The following is a 14,599-nucleotide window of genomic DNA, read 5'->3' as shown; positions in this document are numbered from 1 at the left end:
ACCTTTTAAAAGGGTTTTAAAAGGTTTTAAACCTGACGGCCGAACCACTCCACGCGGCCAACAATCTCGACATCGGCATCCGGCTCGGCTATATCCAACTCGAAAGGCTCATATATCTCATTGGCAGATTTGAGCAGGAGCTTGCTGCCGGGCATGATTTGCGTGTATTTAACGACCAGCTCGCCGCCGATGCGGACAACAAACAAACCATTGCCGGGCTTACGCTTGGCGTGATTAACCAAGATATTGTCGTTGTTGCACAGCACTGGCTCCATCGAATCGCCACGCACTTTGATTACCGATAAGTCTTTGGAGTCGGCATTTAAATAGTGTTCAATCCAAAAACGGCGGAAAGCCATCGGGAACAAAGGCTCCTCATTGCCCACCGGGAAGCCGTTGCCGGCAGAAGCCCGGACGTTGTAGCGGGGAATAAAGACGAATTCGCTCAAATCCACGGGATTACCGAGCGTATCCCACACCTCCGGGGCAGTCTGGATACTTTGGGCGATCCATTTTGCATTATAGCCCGCGACAGGCTCGTGCAACTCTTGGTTACCGCCTGCCGCCGCTTCTTTGGGGAATGGCACACCTTCCCCAGTCATCAGCCATTTCAAATCACATCCTGATACTTCATGGATTTTCAATAGGGTATCTGCTTTCGGTAAGGTGTCCTTACTAAAAACTTTAGACAACCCAACGTAAGACATCCCTATCTTGTCAGCAATTTCGCTGGTTGATTTTTCCGGCCAGAGCAGTGCCAGCCTATCCTTAAGTGTACTCATATATCCTTTTGTTTAGAACCAGAGGGACTAAACAAGCACCTAACCAAAAACGAACTACTTTTGTTTTAAAAATTCCGTATATAAACAAAAGCATAACGAAAACTATCCAAAATCTTAGAAATTTTCTAAACAAAAGGATTGAATTGAATCCTTTTGTTTAGTATTATATCCATCAGTTAAGCAAATAAGTTAAGCAAAAGGAGGTAATCGAAATGCAAAAAAATACAGCAGACTGGCATCGCGCGGATGTGGTTGCTGCGCTCAAAAAAGTAGGCTGGTCGTTACGCGCCCTATCCATCGCCAATGGACTGAGCCCAAATACCTTAAAGAGTGCTTTATCAATGCCCTATCCAAAAGCAGAGCGGATTATTGCTAATGCTTTAGGCATGAAACCGGAAGATATTTGGCCGCAGCGCTACGCTGCTCGAAACTTCCGTCCAGTGCTACGAAAAGTAGCGAATGCCTGAATTGTAGGTTAATTAAGCAAAAAAATCACGCATTTAAATTCCCACGCAGCAAATTTTTACCATGAGAACCATCAGACGACAGGCGAAAGCCACCTCACTAGACCATGCGATTGAGCTGGCCAAGCGCCATGCCAAGGAGCGGCGGCTGCCCTCCAAAGTAATGGCCGACTTGATGGGGGTGGAGCTTAAAACCTATTACCGCTGGTTGTTGGATAACACCTTGCCGCTCAACCGGATAGCCCAGTTTGAAGCGCTAACAGGCAGCCGCTTTATTAGCGAATACCTAAGTGTACTGCATGGAGACCGGGTGGTGATTGAAATCCCGCGCGGGCGTAAGGGCAAAGCGGCGGATATGGCGCAGGTGCAGAGCCAAACGGCAGCGGCTTTGGCATTGTTGGCCAAATGGCATGAAGACGGCAGCGGGGTGGACGAAACCATCGAAGCGCTGACCAATGTGCTAGCCGTGCTGGCCTACCAACGGGAGAACGTGAAAAAAGCCGAAAACCCCGAGCTGAATTTTGAGGATGAGGATGATGAGTGAATTGGTGAGCTCCGCCCAATTGGCCGAAATGGCGCTGCCAATCCTGCCAAAAAGCAAACAGGGAATTGAGCATGTGGCGAAACGCGACGGCTGGCCGTTTGAATACATCAAAGGGCAAGGGCGCGGCGGGCGGCTGAAAAAGTTTGTGCTCTCCGGGCTACCTGAAGAAATCCAAGCGGCGGTATGGATGAGGAGGCCGCCACCGAGCTGGTGCGCACTGCCGCAGGCAACGCACGCCGGCTGGACAAGATGCTACGCGGCGTGGTGCGGCTTGCCCGGATTAACCGGCAGGAACCCTCCGTGGAAATGGTACGGCAGTTTGCCGAGATGTTGATTCACTAAGCAAAGAGGAGATGAAAAATGTGTGAATTTTGGACATGGTTTAACCAAGCTAATTTCGGCAGCGTGATAGGCGCGGCGCTCACTTTGGCCTTCCGGCTCCGGCAAAACCAGTATCGGCAAAAGCATCGGCCAAGCCTACGCCCCAAAGTGGCCGGCCAACCAACCGCTGGTGGATGCGATTGCCGCCGACGGCGATTTCGATGCCGTAACCGCCGCCTTATCCTCGGTCGGTTTGGGCGATGTGCCCGCTTGGCTGCGCCCCTATCCCGTGTTGAGCAATGGCGAACAGTTCCGCGCCACCTTGGCGCGGCTGATGGCCGAAGCGCCCGATGGCATCAGCGTTGTGGACGAGTTCAGCTCGGTGGTAGACCGCCAAATCGCCCGGGTGGGCGCTGGCGCGTTTGCCAAAGGCTGGCGCCGGCACCAAAACAAACAAGTTGTGCTGCTATCCTGCCACTACGACATCCTCGACTGGATACAGCCGGATTGGGTGTTAGACACTGAAACTGGCTGCTTCCAATGGGGGTGGCTTCGGCAACGGCCGCGATTCGAATTGGAAATATACCCTTGCCGCCAAGCCGACTACCGGTTGTTTGAGCCGCATCATTATCTGAAACTGCCACCGGTGATTGCCGGCAGCCATTACATGGGGTTGATTAACGGGCAGCCCGTGGCACATGTTGCCTTCAGCCCGCGCCCCAGTTTAGTGGAAGCGCGCGCCTGCCGGCTGGTGGTGCTGCCGGAATGGCAGGGTGCCGGAGTCGGTACGCGCTTTCTAAACGGCTGTGCCGAAATGTGGCTGCGTGGAGAAAACCGCTATCGCCGCCCGCTGCGCACTCTAATCAACACCTCTCATCCCGGCTTAGCCGCCGCCCTGCGCCGCAATCCACAATGGACGCAGGTATCGGCTGCTCTATACGGTGCCGACAAACTGCGCTGCCGCGACAGTCTGCGCCGCTCCGCCTTAAAGCACGGGAAGGATACCGGTAAAGCCCGCAGTGCCACCGGCTACGGTGGTCATTTCCGCGCCGTGCAAGGCTTCCGCTATTTAGGCAACGGGCAGGAGGAATAGCGTAGCCGGCCACCCTTGGACATAGCATGAAAATCCCCGTTTAACAGACTATTAAACGGGGATAAATTTGTGCAAAAGCTGATACAATTTGCTACGCTGCGGCGGTGCAAAAGCTAATGCCAATTCAGGCAAAAGCTGCCGCCGCCTTACATTAGTTGGAAAATTTAACGCAATTAGGCATAATGCCGCAAAATTTTGCATATAACGGATGAGCACGCTGCTGCTACAGCGTTAACACGCCTTGTAGCGAAAGCACAGTCCTTCGTTATCAGCCGTTTAGCAAAATTTCTTTCTCCTCCAACAAAAGGAAACAACCCATGAAAAAACTCGCCCTGCTGCCAATTTTGGCCGCCCTCTCCCTACCCGCTTTTGCTGCCGACAGTTACCTCACCGGCCAAGCATCCACCCACACCGAAACCATCAAAGGTGAAGACCCCGCCGCACAGCTGCTGTTCCAGCGCACCGTGCGCCTGGAAGAAGGCCAGAGCAACACCACCACACTGGATGTGAAAGCCGGCCAGGTATACACCGTGTTCGCCGACTGCTCCGTAAACTGCAGCGACATCAGATTCAGCGTTACCCAAGGCCGCACCACCCTATTCCGTAAAAACCGTGGCGACGGCTCCCGCTTCACCTGGCAAGCCGAGCGCGATGGCCGTGTAGAACTCAATACTGAAATGAAAGACTGCTCACGCAGCCGCTGCCGCTCCATGCTGCAAGTATTTAGCGGCGGCAAAGTAGGCAACAGCGACAACACAGGCCCGTCCTTGGCAGCCTTACAAAAAATCATCCGAGAAGAACAACAAGGAATCGATAAAAACGTCCGCGAACTGCCCCTGATTAGCGGCCAGCTCGCCGACAGCCAAAGCCGCAGCGTGGACGTTGAGCTCACTGCCGGCAAATACTACAACGTATTCGGCCGCTGCGACCAAGCCTGCGAAGACTTCGACCTCACCCTCAGCGCTAACGGCAAAACCATCGCCTCCGACACCGATGGCGACAGCGAACCCCTGCTGAACTTCAAAGCCGAGCAAGGTGGCCGCCACCAGCTCAACATCAGCATGGAAGACTGCGACAACGACTCCTGCGCCTACTCCGTGCAAGTGTTTGAAAGCAGCACCGACACCGATCCCTCCCTGCTGCGCGCACAACGAAGCAATGTGGAGATCGTAGAAAGCCACGACCCGGCCGCCCGCGTACTCCTCCTGCGCCAGCAACGCCTTGCCGCTGGCCAGAGCCACACCGAGCAAGTTAACCTCACCGCTGGTAAAGCCTACACCTTCTACGGCGACTGCGACGACAACTGCTCCGACATCGACCTCACCGTACGTCTCAATGGCCGCGTGGTGAAACAAGACGTATTGGGCGACAGCGTGCCCCTGTTCAGCTACCGTCCCGCCCGCAGCGGCCGCTACAGCGTAACCCTGCCGATGAAAGCATGTTCAACCGACACCTGCGCCGCCAGCATCCATATCTTTGAAGGCACCAAAATGGTGTACGACAACAACGGCCGTAGCCGTTAACAAACTAAACCGTCAGTAATCACAAGCAAAGGCTACCTGAAAGCGCAACGCAGCGAAATTTCTGCGAAGCCAAGCTTTCAGGTGGCCTTTTAGATTGCACTCAACAGTTACCCTCGGGTAACAATAACTAAAGCACGTATTGCCTCATACCGGGCAGCGAGCCGCCGTAGTACGGCAAAGCTTGCCGATACAAGTATGCAGAAATAAGTGCTTTAACTATGGCCATACCGATACACATATCATCAAAAGGCTACCTGAAAATCCAAACAAACACTTTTCAGGTAGCCTTCCCTCCGTGCAAACAGCAAATAAAATAAAGCGCATACTGCTTCCAATATGCGCTTCTTCCTGCCTAACCAAACTTATTTCAAACTGCCTACCATATCGGCAGGACGTACCCAGTCGTCAAACTGCTCGGCGGTCAAGAGGCCGGATTTCACGGCTTCTTCGCGCAGGGTGGTGCCGTTTTTGTGCGCAGCTTTGGCGATTTTGGCGGCGTTTTCGTAGCCGATTTTGGTGTTCAACGCAGTAACCAGCATCAATGAATTGTCGAGCTGCTGCTTGATGCGCGGCAGGTTGGGCTCAATGCCAGCTGCACAATGTTCGTCAAACGAGATGCAAGCATCGGCCAAAAGCTGCGCAGATTGCAGGAAGTTGGCAGCCATCACAGGTTTGAACACGTTGAGCTGGAACTGGCCCTGCGTGCCGGAGAAGGAAATGGCGGTGTCGTTGCCCAACACTTGGGCGCACACCATGGTGAGGGCTTCACATTGGGTGGGGTTAACTTTGCCGGGCATGATGGAGGAGCCGGGCTCGTTCTCAGGAATCAGGATTTCACCGATACCGGAGCGCGGACCAGAGGCCAACAGGCGGATGTCGTTGGCAATTTTATACAGCGACACAGCCAGCTGCTTCAATGCGCCATGGGTTTCCACAATGGCATCATGCGTGGCCAATGCTTCGAATTTGTTCGGTGCGGTAACAAAGGGCAGGCCGGTGAATTTGGCGATATAAGAGGCTACCTGAACATCGTAGCCTTTGGGCGTGTTCAAGCCGGTGCCCACAGCGGTGCCACCTAAAGCGAGCTCGGCCAGATGTGGCAGGGTATTTTCCAAAGCACGAATGCCGTAGGCGAGCTGGGCAGCATAGGCGGAAAACTCTTGGCCAAGGGTAAGCGGCGTGGCATCCATCAGATGAGTGCGGCCGATTTTCACCACATCGGCAAATGCCTCGGCTTTGGCAGCCAAGGTTTTTTGCAGTCGCTTAACGGCGGGCAGGGTGTGCTGCACTACTTTTTGGTAGGCGGCGATGTGCATGGCGGTGGGATAGGTGTCGTTGGAAGACTGGGATTTGTTTACGTCGTCATTGGGGTGGATAACGCTTTTCTCGCCCAGTTTGCCGCCGTTCAACACGTGGGCGCGGTTGGAAATGACTTCGTTCAAATTCATGTTGGATTGGGTGCCGGAGCCGGTTTGCCAAATCACCAGCGGAAACTCTTCATCCAGCTTGTGCGCCAAAATTTCGTCGCAGGCGGCGGCAATCAGGTCGCGCTTCTCAGCAGGCAATACACCCAAGTCGGCATTGGCAAAAGCGGCTGCTTTTTTCAAATAGGCAAAGGCTTCAATAATTTCATGCGGCATAGAAGCAGCCGGGCCGATTTTGAAGTTGTTGCGTGAGCGCTCGGTTTGTGCGCCCCAATACCGGTTGGCCGGCACCTTTACTTCCCCCATGGTATCTTTTTCAATGCGAAATTCCATCATGCAACTCCTGAAGTTTGTTAAATGTCTAAGTTAAAACCAACTGGCTATAGCTGCTTCCAATAGCAGCGTAACCAAGCGGGCAGCCTTTACATCATATTAATTTGAAAATACTATATAAAAAGTAATCCAACCTGTTATCGGCCACGGCGAATATACCATAAAACCAAGTAGTTTTTCACGGCGGCAATATACGGAATATTACAATCAGAAATGCTAAAACCCCTCTGCCTTTCAGCAGAGGGGTTTTGATTATAAATGGCGCGGTGGACGGGACTCGAACCCGCGACCACCGGCGTGACAGGCCGGTACTCTAACCAACTGAGCTACCACCGCGCGCAAAAAAATGGTGGGTGATGACGGAGTCGAACCGCCGACATTCTGCTTGTAAGGCAGACGCTCTACCAACTGAGCTAATCACCCATGTTTCGTGCACAGCACTAGAAGATGCGAATTAAACCAAACTCTCCACATCATTGCAAGCATTATCTTGCAAAAAACTTACGGCAAAATATCAACACTCTGTTATAAAAGTGAAAAAACTTTTATAAATTTCTCTCTCAAACCGTCAGAAATCTCTCGGCATGCCAGTTTGCGCTATAATAAATAATTTACTTTACTACTCGCCATGGCTTTATGAACGCCGTTATCCGTACCCGCCAAGCCAACCCCGAAGCCGAACAAGCCCTGCTGGCCGCCGGCACCCCGCCCTTGTTAGCACGCCTGTTTGCAGCCCGCAATGTCCGTTCCCCCGCCGAACTGCATAACCATTTAGCCAGCCTGCTGCCCTATCAATCGCTGAAAAATATTGATGTCGCTGCCGAACGATTGGCTCACGCCATCCGGGAGCAAGAGCGAATTTTAATTGTGGCTGACTACGATGCCGATGGCGCCACAGCCTGCGCAGTAGGCATTTTAGGCTTGCGCCGCATGGGCGCACGGGTGGAGTTTTTAGTACCGGATCGTTTCAAACATGGCTACGGCCTCACCCCGCAACTGGCCGACCTGGCTGCCGAACGAGGCACTCAGCTGCTGTTAACCGTAGATAACGGCATTTCCAGCACTGCCGGTGTGGCACGCGCCCAAGCATTGGGTATGGACGTAATTATCACCGACCATCACTTACCGGGCGACACGCTACCTGAATGTATCATCGTTAATCCCAATCAACCGGGATGTGCCTTTGCCAGCAAGAATCTGGCCGGCGTAGGCGTAATCTTCTATGTATTAACCGCCCTGCGCGCCCTGCTGCGTACACAGCAATGGTTCAACCCGCAAAGGCTACCTGAACCGAATTTGGCCGAGCTTTTAGACTTAGTGGCTTTGGGCACCGTGGCCGATGTGGTGACATTGGATTACAACAACCGAATCTTGGTTAGCCAAGGGCTCAAACGAATGCAAATTGGCAAAACCCGTCCTGGCATTCAGGCGCTTTTTCAGGTAGCCCAGCGCGATATGCGACAAGCCAAGCCGTTTGATTTGGGCTTTGCCATCGGCCCGCGCATCAATGCTGCCGGCCGTTTGGAAAACATGGAAATTGGTATTGCCTGCCTACTGGCCGAAGATCCGGCCACCGCCGCCGAACTGGCCGAACAGTTAAATGAACTGAACCGCGCACGACAGGAAATCGAGCAAAACATGCTGCAGGAAGCCCTTACTCTGGCCGATCAAATTATCGTTGGCAACAGCCTGGGCATTACCGCCTTCCATCCCGATTGGCACCAAGGCGTGGTTGGTATCGTGGCCGGCCGGCTCAAAGACCGTTTCCATCGACCCACCATCGTGTTTGCCCCCACAGGCAATGGCGAACTGCGCGGCTCCGGCCGTTCCATTCCCTCATTACATCTGCGCGATGCCATCGACTTGGTGGCCAAACGCCATCCCGATCTAATTCTAAAATTCGGCGGCCACGCTATGGCTGCTGGCCTCAGCATCCGTGAGCAGTATTTCCTCCGCTTCCAACAAGCTTTCGAAAGTGTACTAACCGAACTGCTGGATCAAGACGCACTCACCCGCACCTTCCTCACTGACGGTAGCCTGAGCCCTGAAGAAATCTCTCTGCATACTGCCGAAACACTATCCAACCAAGTATGGGGACAAGGCTTTCAACCCCCGTGTTTCTACAACCAATTTGAAGTATTGTGGCAGCGGGTAGTAGGCAACGGCCATAAAAAAGCCGGCCTAAATTGTGGCGGACACACTGTGGAAGCCATGTTTTTCCGCTGCGCCGAAGAACTTCCAGCCAAAATCCACACGGTATACCGCCCCATTGCCAACCAATGGCGCAACCAATATGAATTGCAACTACACATCGACCATTGGGAAGCAGGCTAAATACACACCACACAGCCAAAACTCTTAATCTATTTTCTCACTCACACCAACATATCCAGCTCGCCACAGGAAATAACCACTTTTTCCATAAACAATGCATTCTTACCATGATTTAACTTATAATCACATCTTAACTATAATAGTGTAAAAGCATTCTTACTAAATGCGGGCTTTGCGGGCGACATCCTAAAAGCAAATATCCGCCCAGAATTTTAAAATCCGTTCTACTTTACTCAGGCAAATATATGAGCGTCGGACTATTACGCATCCTGTTTCAAAACAAACTGATTGAGCAGGATCAGGTTGAAAAATACCGCGAAAAAGTTAATCAAAACAAAAATATCATTCCCATGCTAGCTGAGGCTGGCATTATCAAGCAGGCAGATTTGGCACTGCTTCTAGCCAAGCTGTTCCACTATCCGATTTTGGATTTGTCCCTCTACTCCCGCAGCATGATGGTGCAAGATGTACTCAACGACAGCCAGATGACGGAGTACCGCTGCGTACCTTTGTTCAAGCGTGGGCAAAAACTGTTTTTGGGTGTCTCCGACCCCACTTTGTTGCAAACATACCAAAAGCTTGTTTTCCCTAGCGGCTTGATTGTTGACCTGATCCTAGTCAATGATGAACAGCTAGACCGCCTGTTGGAGTTCGCCAGCCAAACATCCACCGCCATTTTGGATGAAATTTCTGCTGACTCAACCACCCTGGCCACACCAGCTTCGCTCAAAGTGGATGACGAAGAAGAAGATGGTCCGATTGCCAAATTCATCTACAAAGTACTGTCTGATGCCCTCAACACCGGCGCATCCGATATTCACTTCGAATTCTACGAAGAAATGGCACGCATCCGTTTCCGTACTGATGGCCAGCTGCGCGAAGTGGTACAGCCACCTCTGAATATCCGCGGGCAGATTGCCTCACGTATCAAAGTAATGTCCAAAATGGATATTTCCGAAAAACGCGTTCCACAAGACGGCCGTATCCAGCTTCAGTTCAATAAAAACCAAAAACCTATCGACTTCCGTGTGAATACGCTGCCCACGCTATTCGGCGAAAAAATTGTAATGCGTATTTTGAACTCGGATGCTGCCACGCTGAATATCAACCAGCTGGGTTTCGAACCTTTCCAAAAAGAATTGCTGCTGGAAGCCATCCACCGCCCGTACGGCATGGTACTGGTAACTGGTCCGACCGGTTCGGGTAAAACCGTGTCGCTGTATACCTGCCTAAACATCTTAAATACCGACAGTGTAAATATCTCTACCGCGGAAGACCCGGCCGAGATTAACTTACCCGGTATCAATCAGGTAAACGTAAACGATAAACAGGGCATGACATTTGCTGCGGCGTTGAAAGCTTTCCTGCGTCAAGACCCGGATATCATCATGGTGGGTGAGATTCGCGACTTGGAAACTGCCGATATCGCCATTAAAGCTGCGCAAACCGGTCACATGGTATTCTCTACCCTGCACACCAATAATGCTCCAGCCACACTATCCCGTATGCTGAACATGGGGGTAGCACCGTTCAATATTGCCAGTTCGGTTAATCTAATCATGGCGCAGCGTTTGGTGCGTCGACTGTGTACCTGCAAACAACCGATCGAGCGTCCGCCAGCCGAGGCTTTGCTGAAAGTCGGCTTCACCGAAGAAGACTTGGCCAAGGACGACTGGCAGCTATACCGTCAAGTAGGTTGCGACCGTTGCAAAGGCAAAGGCTTCAAAGGCCGTGCCGGCGTATACGAAATTATGCCGGTTACTGATGCCATGCAAAAACTCATTATCAATAACGGCACCGAGGTGGATATTGCCGAACAAGCCTATGCCGATGGGCTGGTGGACTTACGCCGGGCCGGCATTTTGAAAGCAATGCAAGGCATTACCACCTTAGAAGAAATTCTTGCCACCACTAACGACTAGTGAAGTCCGTTCATTTAAAAGGGAATCATTATGGCTACAAACAAACGAAACCAATCCAATAAAAAAGTGGCAGGAGTGAGCTACGAATTTGAAGGCCGGCACATGGAGTCCGAGCAAATCGTCCGTGGCGAAGTAGTTGCCAAAGACGAACAGGATGCCCGTGCCAAACTCGCCCGACGCCGTATCAAGGTTATCAGCCTGCATAAAAAGAAAAAAGTTCGTGAAAAGAAAATTACCCAGGGCGACATTACTGTATTCACTCGCCAGCTGGCCACCATGATGAAAGCCGGTCTACCAGTAATGCAGGCCTTTGATATTGTAGCAAAAGGTCATTCAAATGCCTCCATGACCAAGCTCTTGATGGAAGTACGCAACGATATCGAGCAAGGTACTTCTATGGCCAATGCCTTCCGCAAGCATCCCAAATATTTTGATGATTTTTATTGCAACCTAGTGGATGCTGGTGAGGCAGGTGGTGTATTGGAAACCTTGCTGGATAAATTGGCTGTATATAAAGAAAAAACCCAAGCCATCAAAAAGAAAATCAAGAGTGCGCTAACCTACCCGATTGCAGTAGTGGTAGTGGCTATTGTGCTGGTTATCATCATGATGATGTTTGTGTTGCCCGAATTCAAAAAGGTATATGACGGCATGAATGCCGAAATGCCGGTACTTACTCAATTTATGATGGGTATCTCTGACTTTATGGTGGAATGGGGATGGATGGTCATCATTGTGATGATTGGCTCTGTAGTAGCTTTTATTCAATGGTATAAACGCTCTTTTGAGCTGCAAAAACGTATTGATGCCCTCTTGCTCAAAATGCCTATCTTCGGCAACATCGTAGAGAAAGGTACAATCGCCCGCTGGGCTCGTACCACCGCTACCTTGTTTACTGCGGGGGTTCCATTGGTAGAGGCACTAGACTCCGTAGGCGGTGCATCAGGTAACATCATTTATGAGGAGGCAACCAAAAGCATCCGTAACCAAGTGAACCAAGGTACCTCACTAACTACTGCCATGGGCTCAACCGACCTATTCCCCAATATGGTTCTGCAAATGGCCTCCATCGGTGAAGAATCTGGCTCGCTGGATGATATGTTGAATAAAGCTGCTGAATTTTATGAGGAAGAGGTGGATATTGCCGTTGCCACCCTATCCTCTCTGATGGAGCCTATCATTATGGTGGTGCTAGGTAGCATCATCGGTGTAATCCTGGTTGCTATGTACCTGCCACTGTTCAACTTGGGTAGTGTAGTCGGCTAACTTAGCCAGCCCAATTATTCTGTCCTAATCCTTTCCATCTTTCAGGTAGCCTCCCACAGGCTACCTGAAAACATACCTACACCACGCCTATGACCAATCTTGATCCCGAAATCTACATCCCCTTCGCCGTCCTGCTCGGCCTGCTGGTGGGCAGCTTTCTTAATGTGGTTATCTACCGCCTGCCGGTCATGCTAGAGAAACAATGGCGTATCGCTGCCAAACAGCATCTCGAACTGCCGTTAGACGAAGAAGACCAAAAACCATTCAACATCAGCACCCCGCCCTCGCGCTGCCCCAAATGCGGCAGCCCGGTGAAGCCATGGCAAAATATCCCCATCATCAGCTATCTGCTGCTGCGCGGCCGCTGCCATAGCTGCCACACCCCCATCAGCTTGCGGTATCCCGCTATTGAGCTGCTCACCGGCATCCTCTTTGGTATCGTCGCCTGGCGCTACGGTTATACTTGGCTTACCCTTGGCGGCCTCGTATTCACCGCCGTGTTGGTTGCCCTCACCTTTATCGATGCCGACACCCAGCTCTTGCCCGACCAGCTCACCCTGCCCCTGATTTGGCTCGGCCTGCTGTTCAACTGGCAAGTTGGCTTCGTCAGCCTGCCATCGGCACTGCTCGGCACCGTAGTTGGCTATTTGAGCCTCTGGCTGTTGTATCACCTGTTCAAACTCATCACCGGCAAAGAAGGCATGGGCTATGGCGACTTCAAACTGCTCGCCGCACTGGGCGCCTGGCTCGGCGTTAGCACCCTGCCCGTTATTGTTTTCGTGGCCACCTTGGTTGGCCTCGTTGCTGCCCTGATAATGCGTGCCGCCAAAGGCCAGCCCATTGCCTTCGGTCCCGCGCTCGCCATTGCCGGCTGGCTGGTTTTCGCTGCCAACAGCTATATCCTGCAAGGCATCCAATGGTGGCTGCACAAATCCGGATTCATCTGATATGACCGCCTGGGTCGGCCTCACCGGCGGCATCGGCAGCGGTAAATCCACCGCTGCCCGCCTGTTTGCCCAACACGGCGTGCCGCTGATTGATGCCGATGCCGTCTCCCGCGTCCTCACCGCAAACGACGGAGCTGCCCTCCCTGCCATCCGTGCTGCCTTTGGCGAGGCTGTATTCGATTTTTCAGGTAGCCTCAAGCGCGATGCTCTGCGCCAACTCGTTTTCCAATCCCCCGAAGCTAAAACCAAACTTGAAAGCATCCTCCACCCGCTGATCCTCACCGAAATTCGCGCGCGCCAACAGCAATACCCCCAAGCCACCTACGGCATCATCGAAATCCCCCTGCTTGCCGAGCAACCTGTTTTTCAAAGCATTCTTCAGCGCATTCTCGTTATCGATTGCAGCGAAGAAACACAAATCCGCCGCACCATTGAACGCAGCGGCCTTACCCGTGATATGATTAACGGCATTCTCGCCGCCCAGGCCAGCCGCCAACAGCGCCGCAGCATTGCCGACGACCTCATCAGCAACGAAGCCGGCCTGCCCGAGCTTGCCGCTGCCGTGGAGCGGCAACACCTTATTTACCAACAATTATTCGGTAGTTGAACCATGTCCGCCATCATCACCTTCGAACACCCCCTGTCCGAACGCATTCGTAACTTCCTGCGCCTCGAGCACCTCTTTTCCCGCTTCAACGCCACCGTCAGCCACCCAGAGCCTTGGGCACACCACGCCGCCCTCGGCACCCTGTTCGAAATCATGGATTGCGCCTCCCGCGCCGAACTTAAACTCGACATCCTGCAAGAGCTCGAACGCCAACGCCAGCAGATTTCCCAGGCCGAACGCGAGCAATACGACTCCACCCCCGAGCAAGACGACCTCTATCAAGCCACCCAAAATCTGCAAGAAGTACAGCAAAAATTCGGCCAACACCTGCGTGAAAACGAATGGCTCATGGGCGTAAAGCAGCGCATGCTCGTGTCCGGCGGCACCAGCCCCTTCGACCTCCCCTCTTATCACTACTGGCTGCAACTGCCCTTTGAGCAGCGCGTGGCCGACCTCGGCTGCTGGATTCGCTCCCTCACCCCCACCGGCGACGCCATCTCCCTGCTGCTGCGCATCCTGCGCCGCAACAGCATCCGCCTCGAATGCCTCGCCCGCCAAGGCAACTATCAAAACACCAAGCTCGGCAACAACATCCACATGCTCACCGTAGATGTGGCCCAATCCCATCACACCCTGCCCGAGATTTCCGCCAACAAATACTTCACCCACATCCGCTTCACCCAAGCCACCCAAGACAGCCCGCGCGGAAAACAGATCGACACCGACATCCCCTTCCAGCTCAAAATGTGCAGCTTCGACCCCATTGCCGACAAACCATGACCCAGCCCACCGTACCCTGCCCCACCTGCCAGAAGCCCGTACCCTGGAACGAAAACAGCCCCTACCGCCCCTTCTGCAGCCAACGCTGCAAAATGATCGACCTGGGCACCTGGGCCGACGAAAGCTACCGCATTCCCAGCCAGGAAGAAGCTCCGCCCCAAATTGGCGACCACGAATAATCGACAGAGGCTACCTGAAACCCCAACCCCGCTTTCAGGTAGTCTCAATCTATAGTGGATTAAATTTAAATCAGGACAAG

14 protein-coding genes and 2 tRNA genes are annotated in these 14,599 nt (G+C 52.7%); 12 read left to right on the top strand and 4 right to left on the bottom strand.

The features are described 5' to 3' along the window. Positions 1-26 precede the first annotated feature (26 nt). Positions 27-782: an XRE family transcriptional regulator gene (locus tag HMPREF2796_RS00330; RefSeq protein ID WP_070630181.1), complete on the bottom strand. Its 756-nt coding sequence runs from the start codon at positions 780-782 to the stop codon at positions 27-29. A 212-nt stretch (positions 783-994) separates the two neighbouring features. Between HMPREF2796_RS00330 and HMPREF2796_RS00325 the strand changes: the two genes are divergently transcribed. From HMPREF2796_RS00325 to HMPREF2796_RS00310, 5 genes are all read left to right on the top strand, one after another. Further along, a complete protein-coding gene (locus tag HMPREF2796_RS00325; RefSeq protein ID WP_070630180.1) occupies positions 995-1,249 on the top strand; it encodes a helix-turn-helix domain-containing protein in 255 nt (84 codons plus the stop codon). Between the two features lie 61 nt (positions 1,250-1,310). After that, the gene (locus tag HMPREF2796_RS00320) at positions 1,311-1,790 is read left to right on the top strand and encodes a hypothetical protein (RefSeq protein ID WP_064089178.1); all 480 of its coding nucleotides are present in this window, start codon (positions 1,311-1,313) and stop codon (positions 1,788-1,790) included. Further along, entirely contained in the window at positions 1,783-2,124 is a 342-nt protein-coding gene (locus tag HMPREF2796_RS10910) for a DNA-binding protein (RefSeq protein ID WP_210385323.1), read from the top strand. Before HMPREF2796_RS00320 ends, HMPREF2796_RS10910 begins: the two co-directional genes overlap by 8 nt. A gap of 177 nt (positions 2,125-2,301) precedes the next feature. Beyond that, entirely contained in the window at positions 2,302-3,204 is a 903-nt protein-coding gene (locus HMPREF2796_RS00315; protein WP_246826823.1) for a GNAT family N-acetyltransferase, read from the top strand. 317 nt (positions 3,205-3,521) lie between these two features. Next, on the top strand, positions 3,522-4,727 hold the full coding sequence (locus tag HMPREF2796_RS00310) for a hypothetical protein (RefSeq protein WP_070630179.1): 1,206 nt from the start codon (positions 3,522-3,524) through the stop codon (positions 4,725-4,727). Positions 4,728-5,089: 362 nt separating this feature from the next. Here HMPREF2796_RS00310 and fumC read toward each other — a convergent pair whose 3' ends face one another. The 3 genes from fumC to HMPREF2796_RS00295 form a co-directional block, all read right to left on the bottom strand. Continuing rightward, complete coding sequence (gene fumC / locus HMPREF2796_RS00305; protein ID WP_049259087.1) at positions 5,090-6,484, bottom strand: class II fumarate hydratase; 1,395 nt, start codon at positions 6,482-6,484, stop codon at positions 5,090-5,092. Between the two features lie 259 nt (positions 6,485-6,743). After that, positions 6,744-6,820: transfer RNA gene (locus HMPREF2796_RS00300), tRNA-Asp, on the bottom strand. An 11-nt stretch (positions 6,821-6,831) separates the two neighbouring features. Then, positions 6,832-6,907, bottom strand: a tRNA-Val gene (locus HMPREF2796_RS00295). Between the two features lie 213 nt (positions 6,908-7,120). On the opposite strand from HMPREF2796_RS00295, the gene recJ reads away from it, so the two are divergent. The 7 genes from recJ (at position 7,121) to yacG (ending at position 14,519) form a co-directional block, all read left to right on the top strand. Beyond that, a complete protein-coding gene (gene recJ / locus HMPREF2796_RS00290; RefSeq protein ID WP_070630178.1) occupies positions 7,121-8,818 on the top strand; it encodes a single-stranded-DNA-specific exonuclease RecJ in 1,698 nt (565 codons plus the stop codon). Between the two features lie 245 nt (positions 8,819-9,063). Then, on the top strand, positions 9,064-10,740 hold the full coding sequence (gene pilB, locus HMPREF2796_RS00285) for a type IV-A pilus assembly ATPase PilB (protein WP_070630177.1): 1,677 nt from the start codon (positions 9,064-9,066) through the stop codon (positions 10,738-10,740). Between the two features lie 30 nt (positions 10,741-10,770). Continuing rightward, the gene (locus tag HMPREF2796_RS00280) at positions 10,771-12,006 is read left to right on the top strand and encodes a type II secretion system F family protein (protein WP_070630176.1); all 1,236 of its coding nucleotides are present in this window, start codon (positions 10,771-10,773) and stop codon (positions 12,004-12,006) included. Positions 12,007-12,095: 89 nt separating this feature from the next. Then, complete coding sequence (locus HMPREF2796_RS00275) at positions 12,096-12,953, top strand: prepilin peptidase (RefSeq protein ID WP_070630175.1); 858 nt, start codon at positions 12,096-12,098, stop codon at positions 12,951-12,953. Position 12,954: 1 nt separating this feature from the next. Then, positions 12,955-13,560 carry a dephospho-CoA kinase gene (coaE, locus tag HMPREF2796_RS00270; RefSeq protein WP_070630174.1) on the top strand — a complete coding sequence of 202 codons (606 nt, stop codon included), beginning with the start codon at positions 12,955-12,957 and terminating at the stop codon, positions 13,558-13,560. 3 nt (positions 13,561-13,563) lie between these two features. Beyond that, a complete protein-coding gene (gene zapD, locus HMPREF2796_RS00265; RefSeq protein WP_003823527.1) occupies positions 13,564-14,340 on the top strand; it encodes a cell division protein ZapD in 777 nt (258 codons plus the stop codon). Beyond that, positions 14,337-14,519 (top strand): DNA gyrase inhibitor YacG, encoded by a 183-nt coding sequence (gene yacG, locus HMPREF2796_RS00260; RefSeq protein WP_070630173.1) that lies wholly within the window; start codon positions 14,337-14,339, stop codon positions 14,517-14,519. The genes zapD and yacG overlap by 4 nt, the downstream gene beginning before the upstream one ends. The last annotated feature ends 80 nt before the right edge of the window (positions 14,520-14,599 follow it).

It is taken from the genome of Eikenella sp. HMSC071B05, assembly GCF_001811325.1.
Taxonomy (GTDB): Bacteria; Pseudomonadota; Gammaproteobacteria; order Burkholderiales; family Neisseriaceae; genus Eikenella; species Eikenella corrodens.
This window is presented reverse-complemented; position numbering and strand designations above follow the sequence as displayed.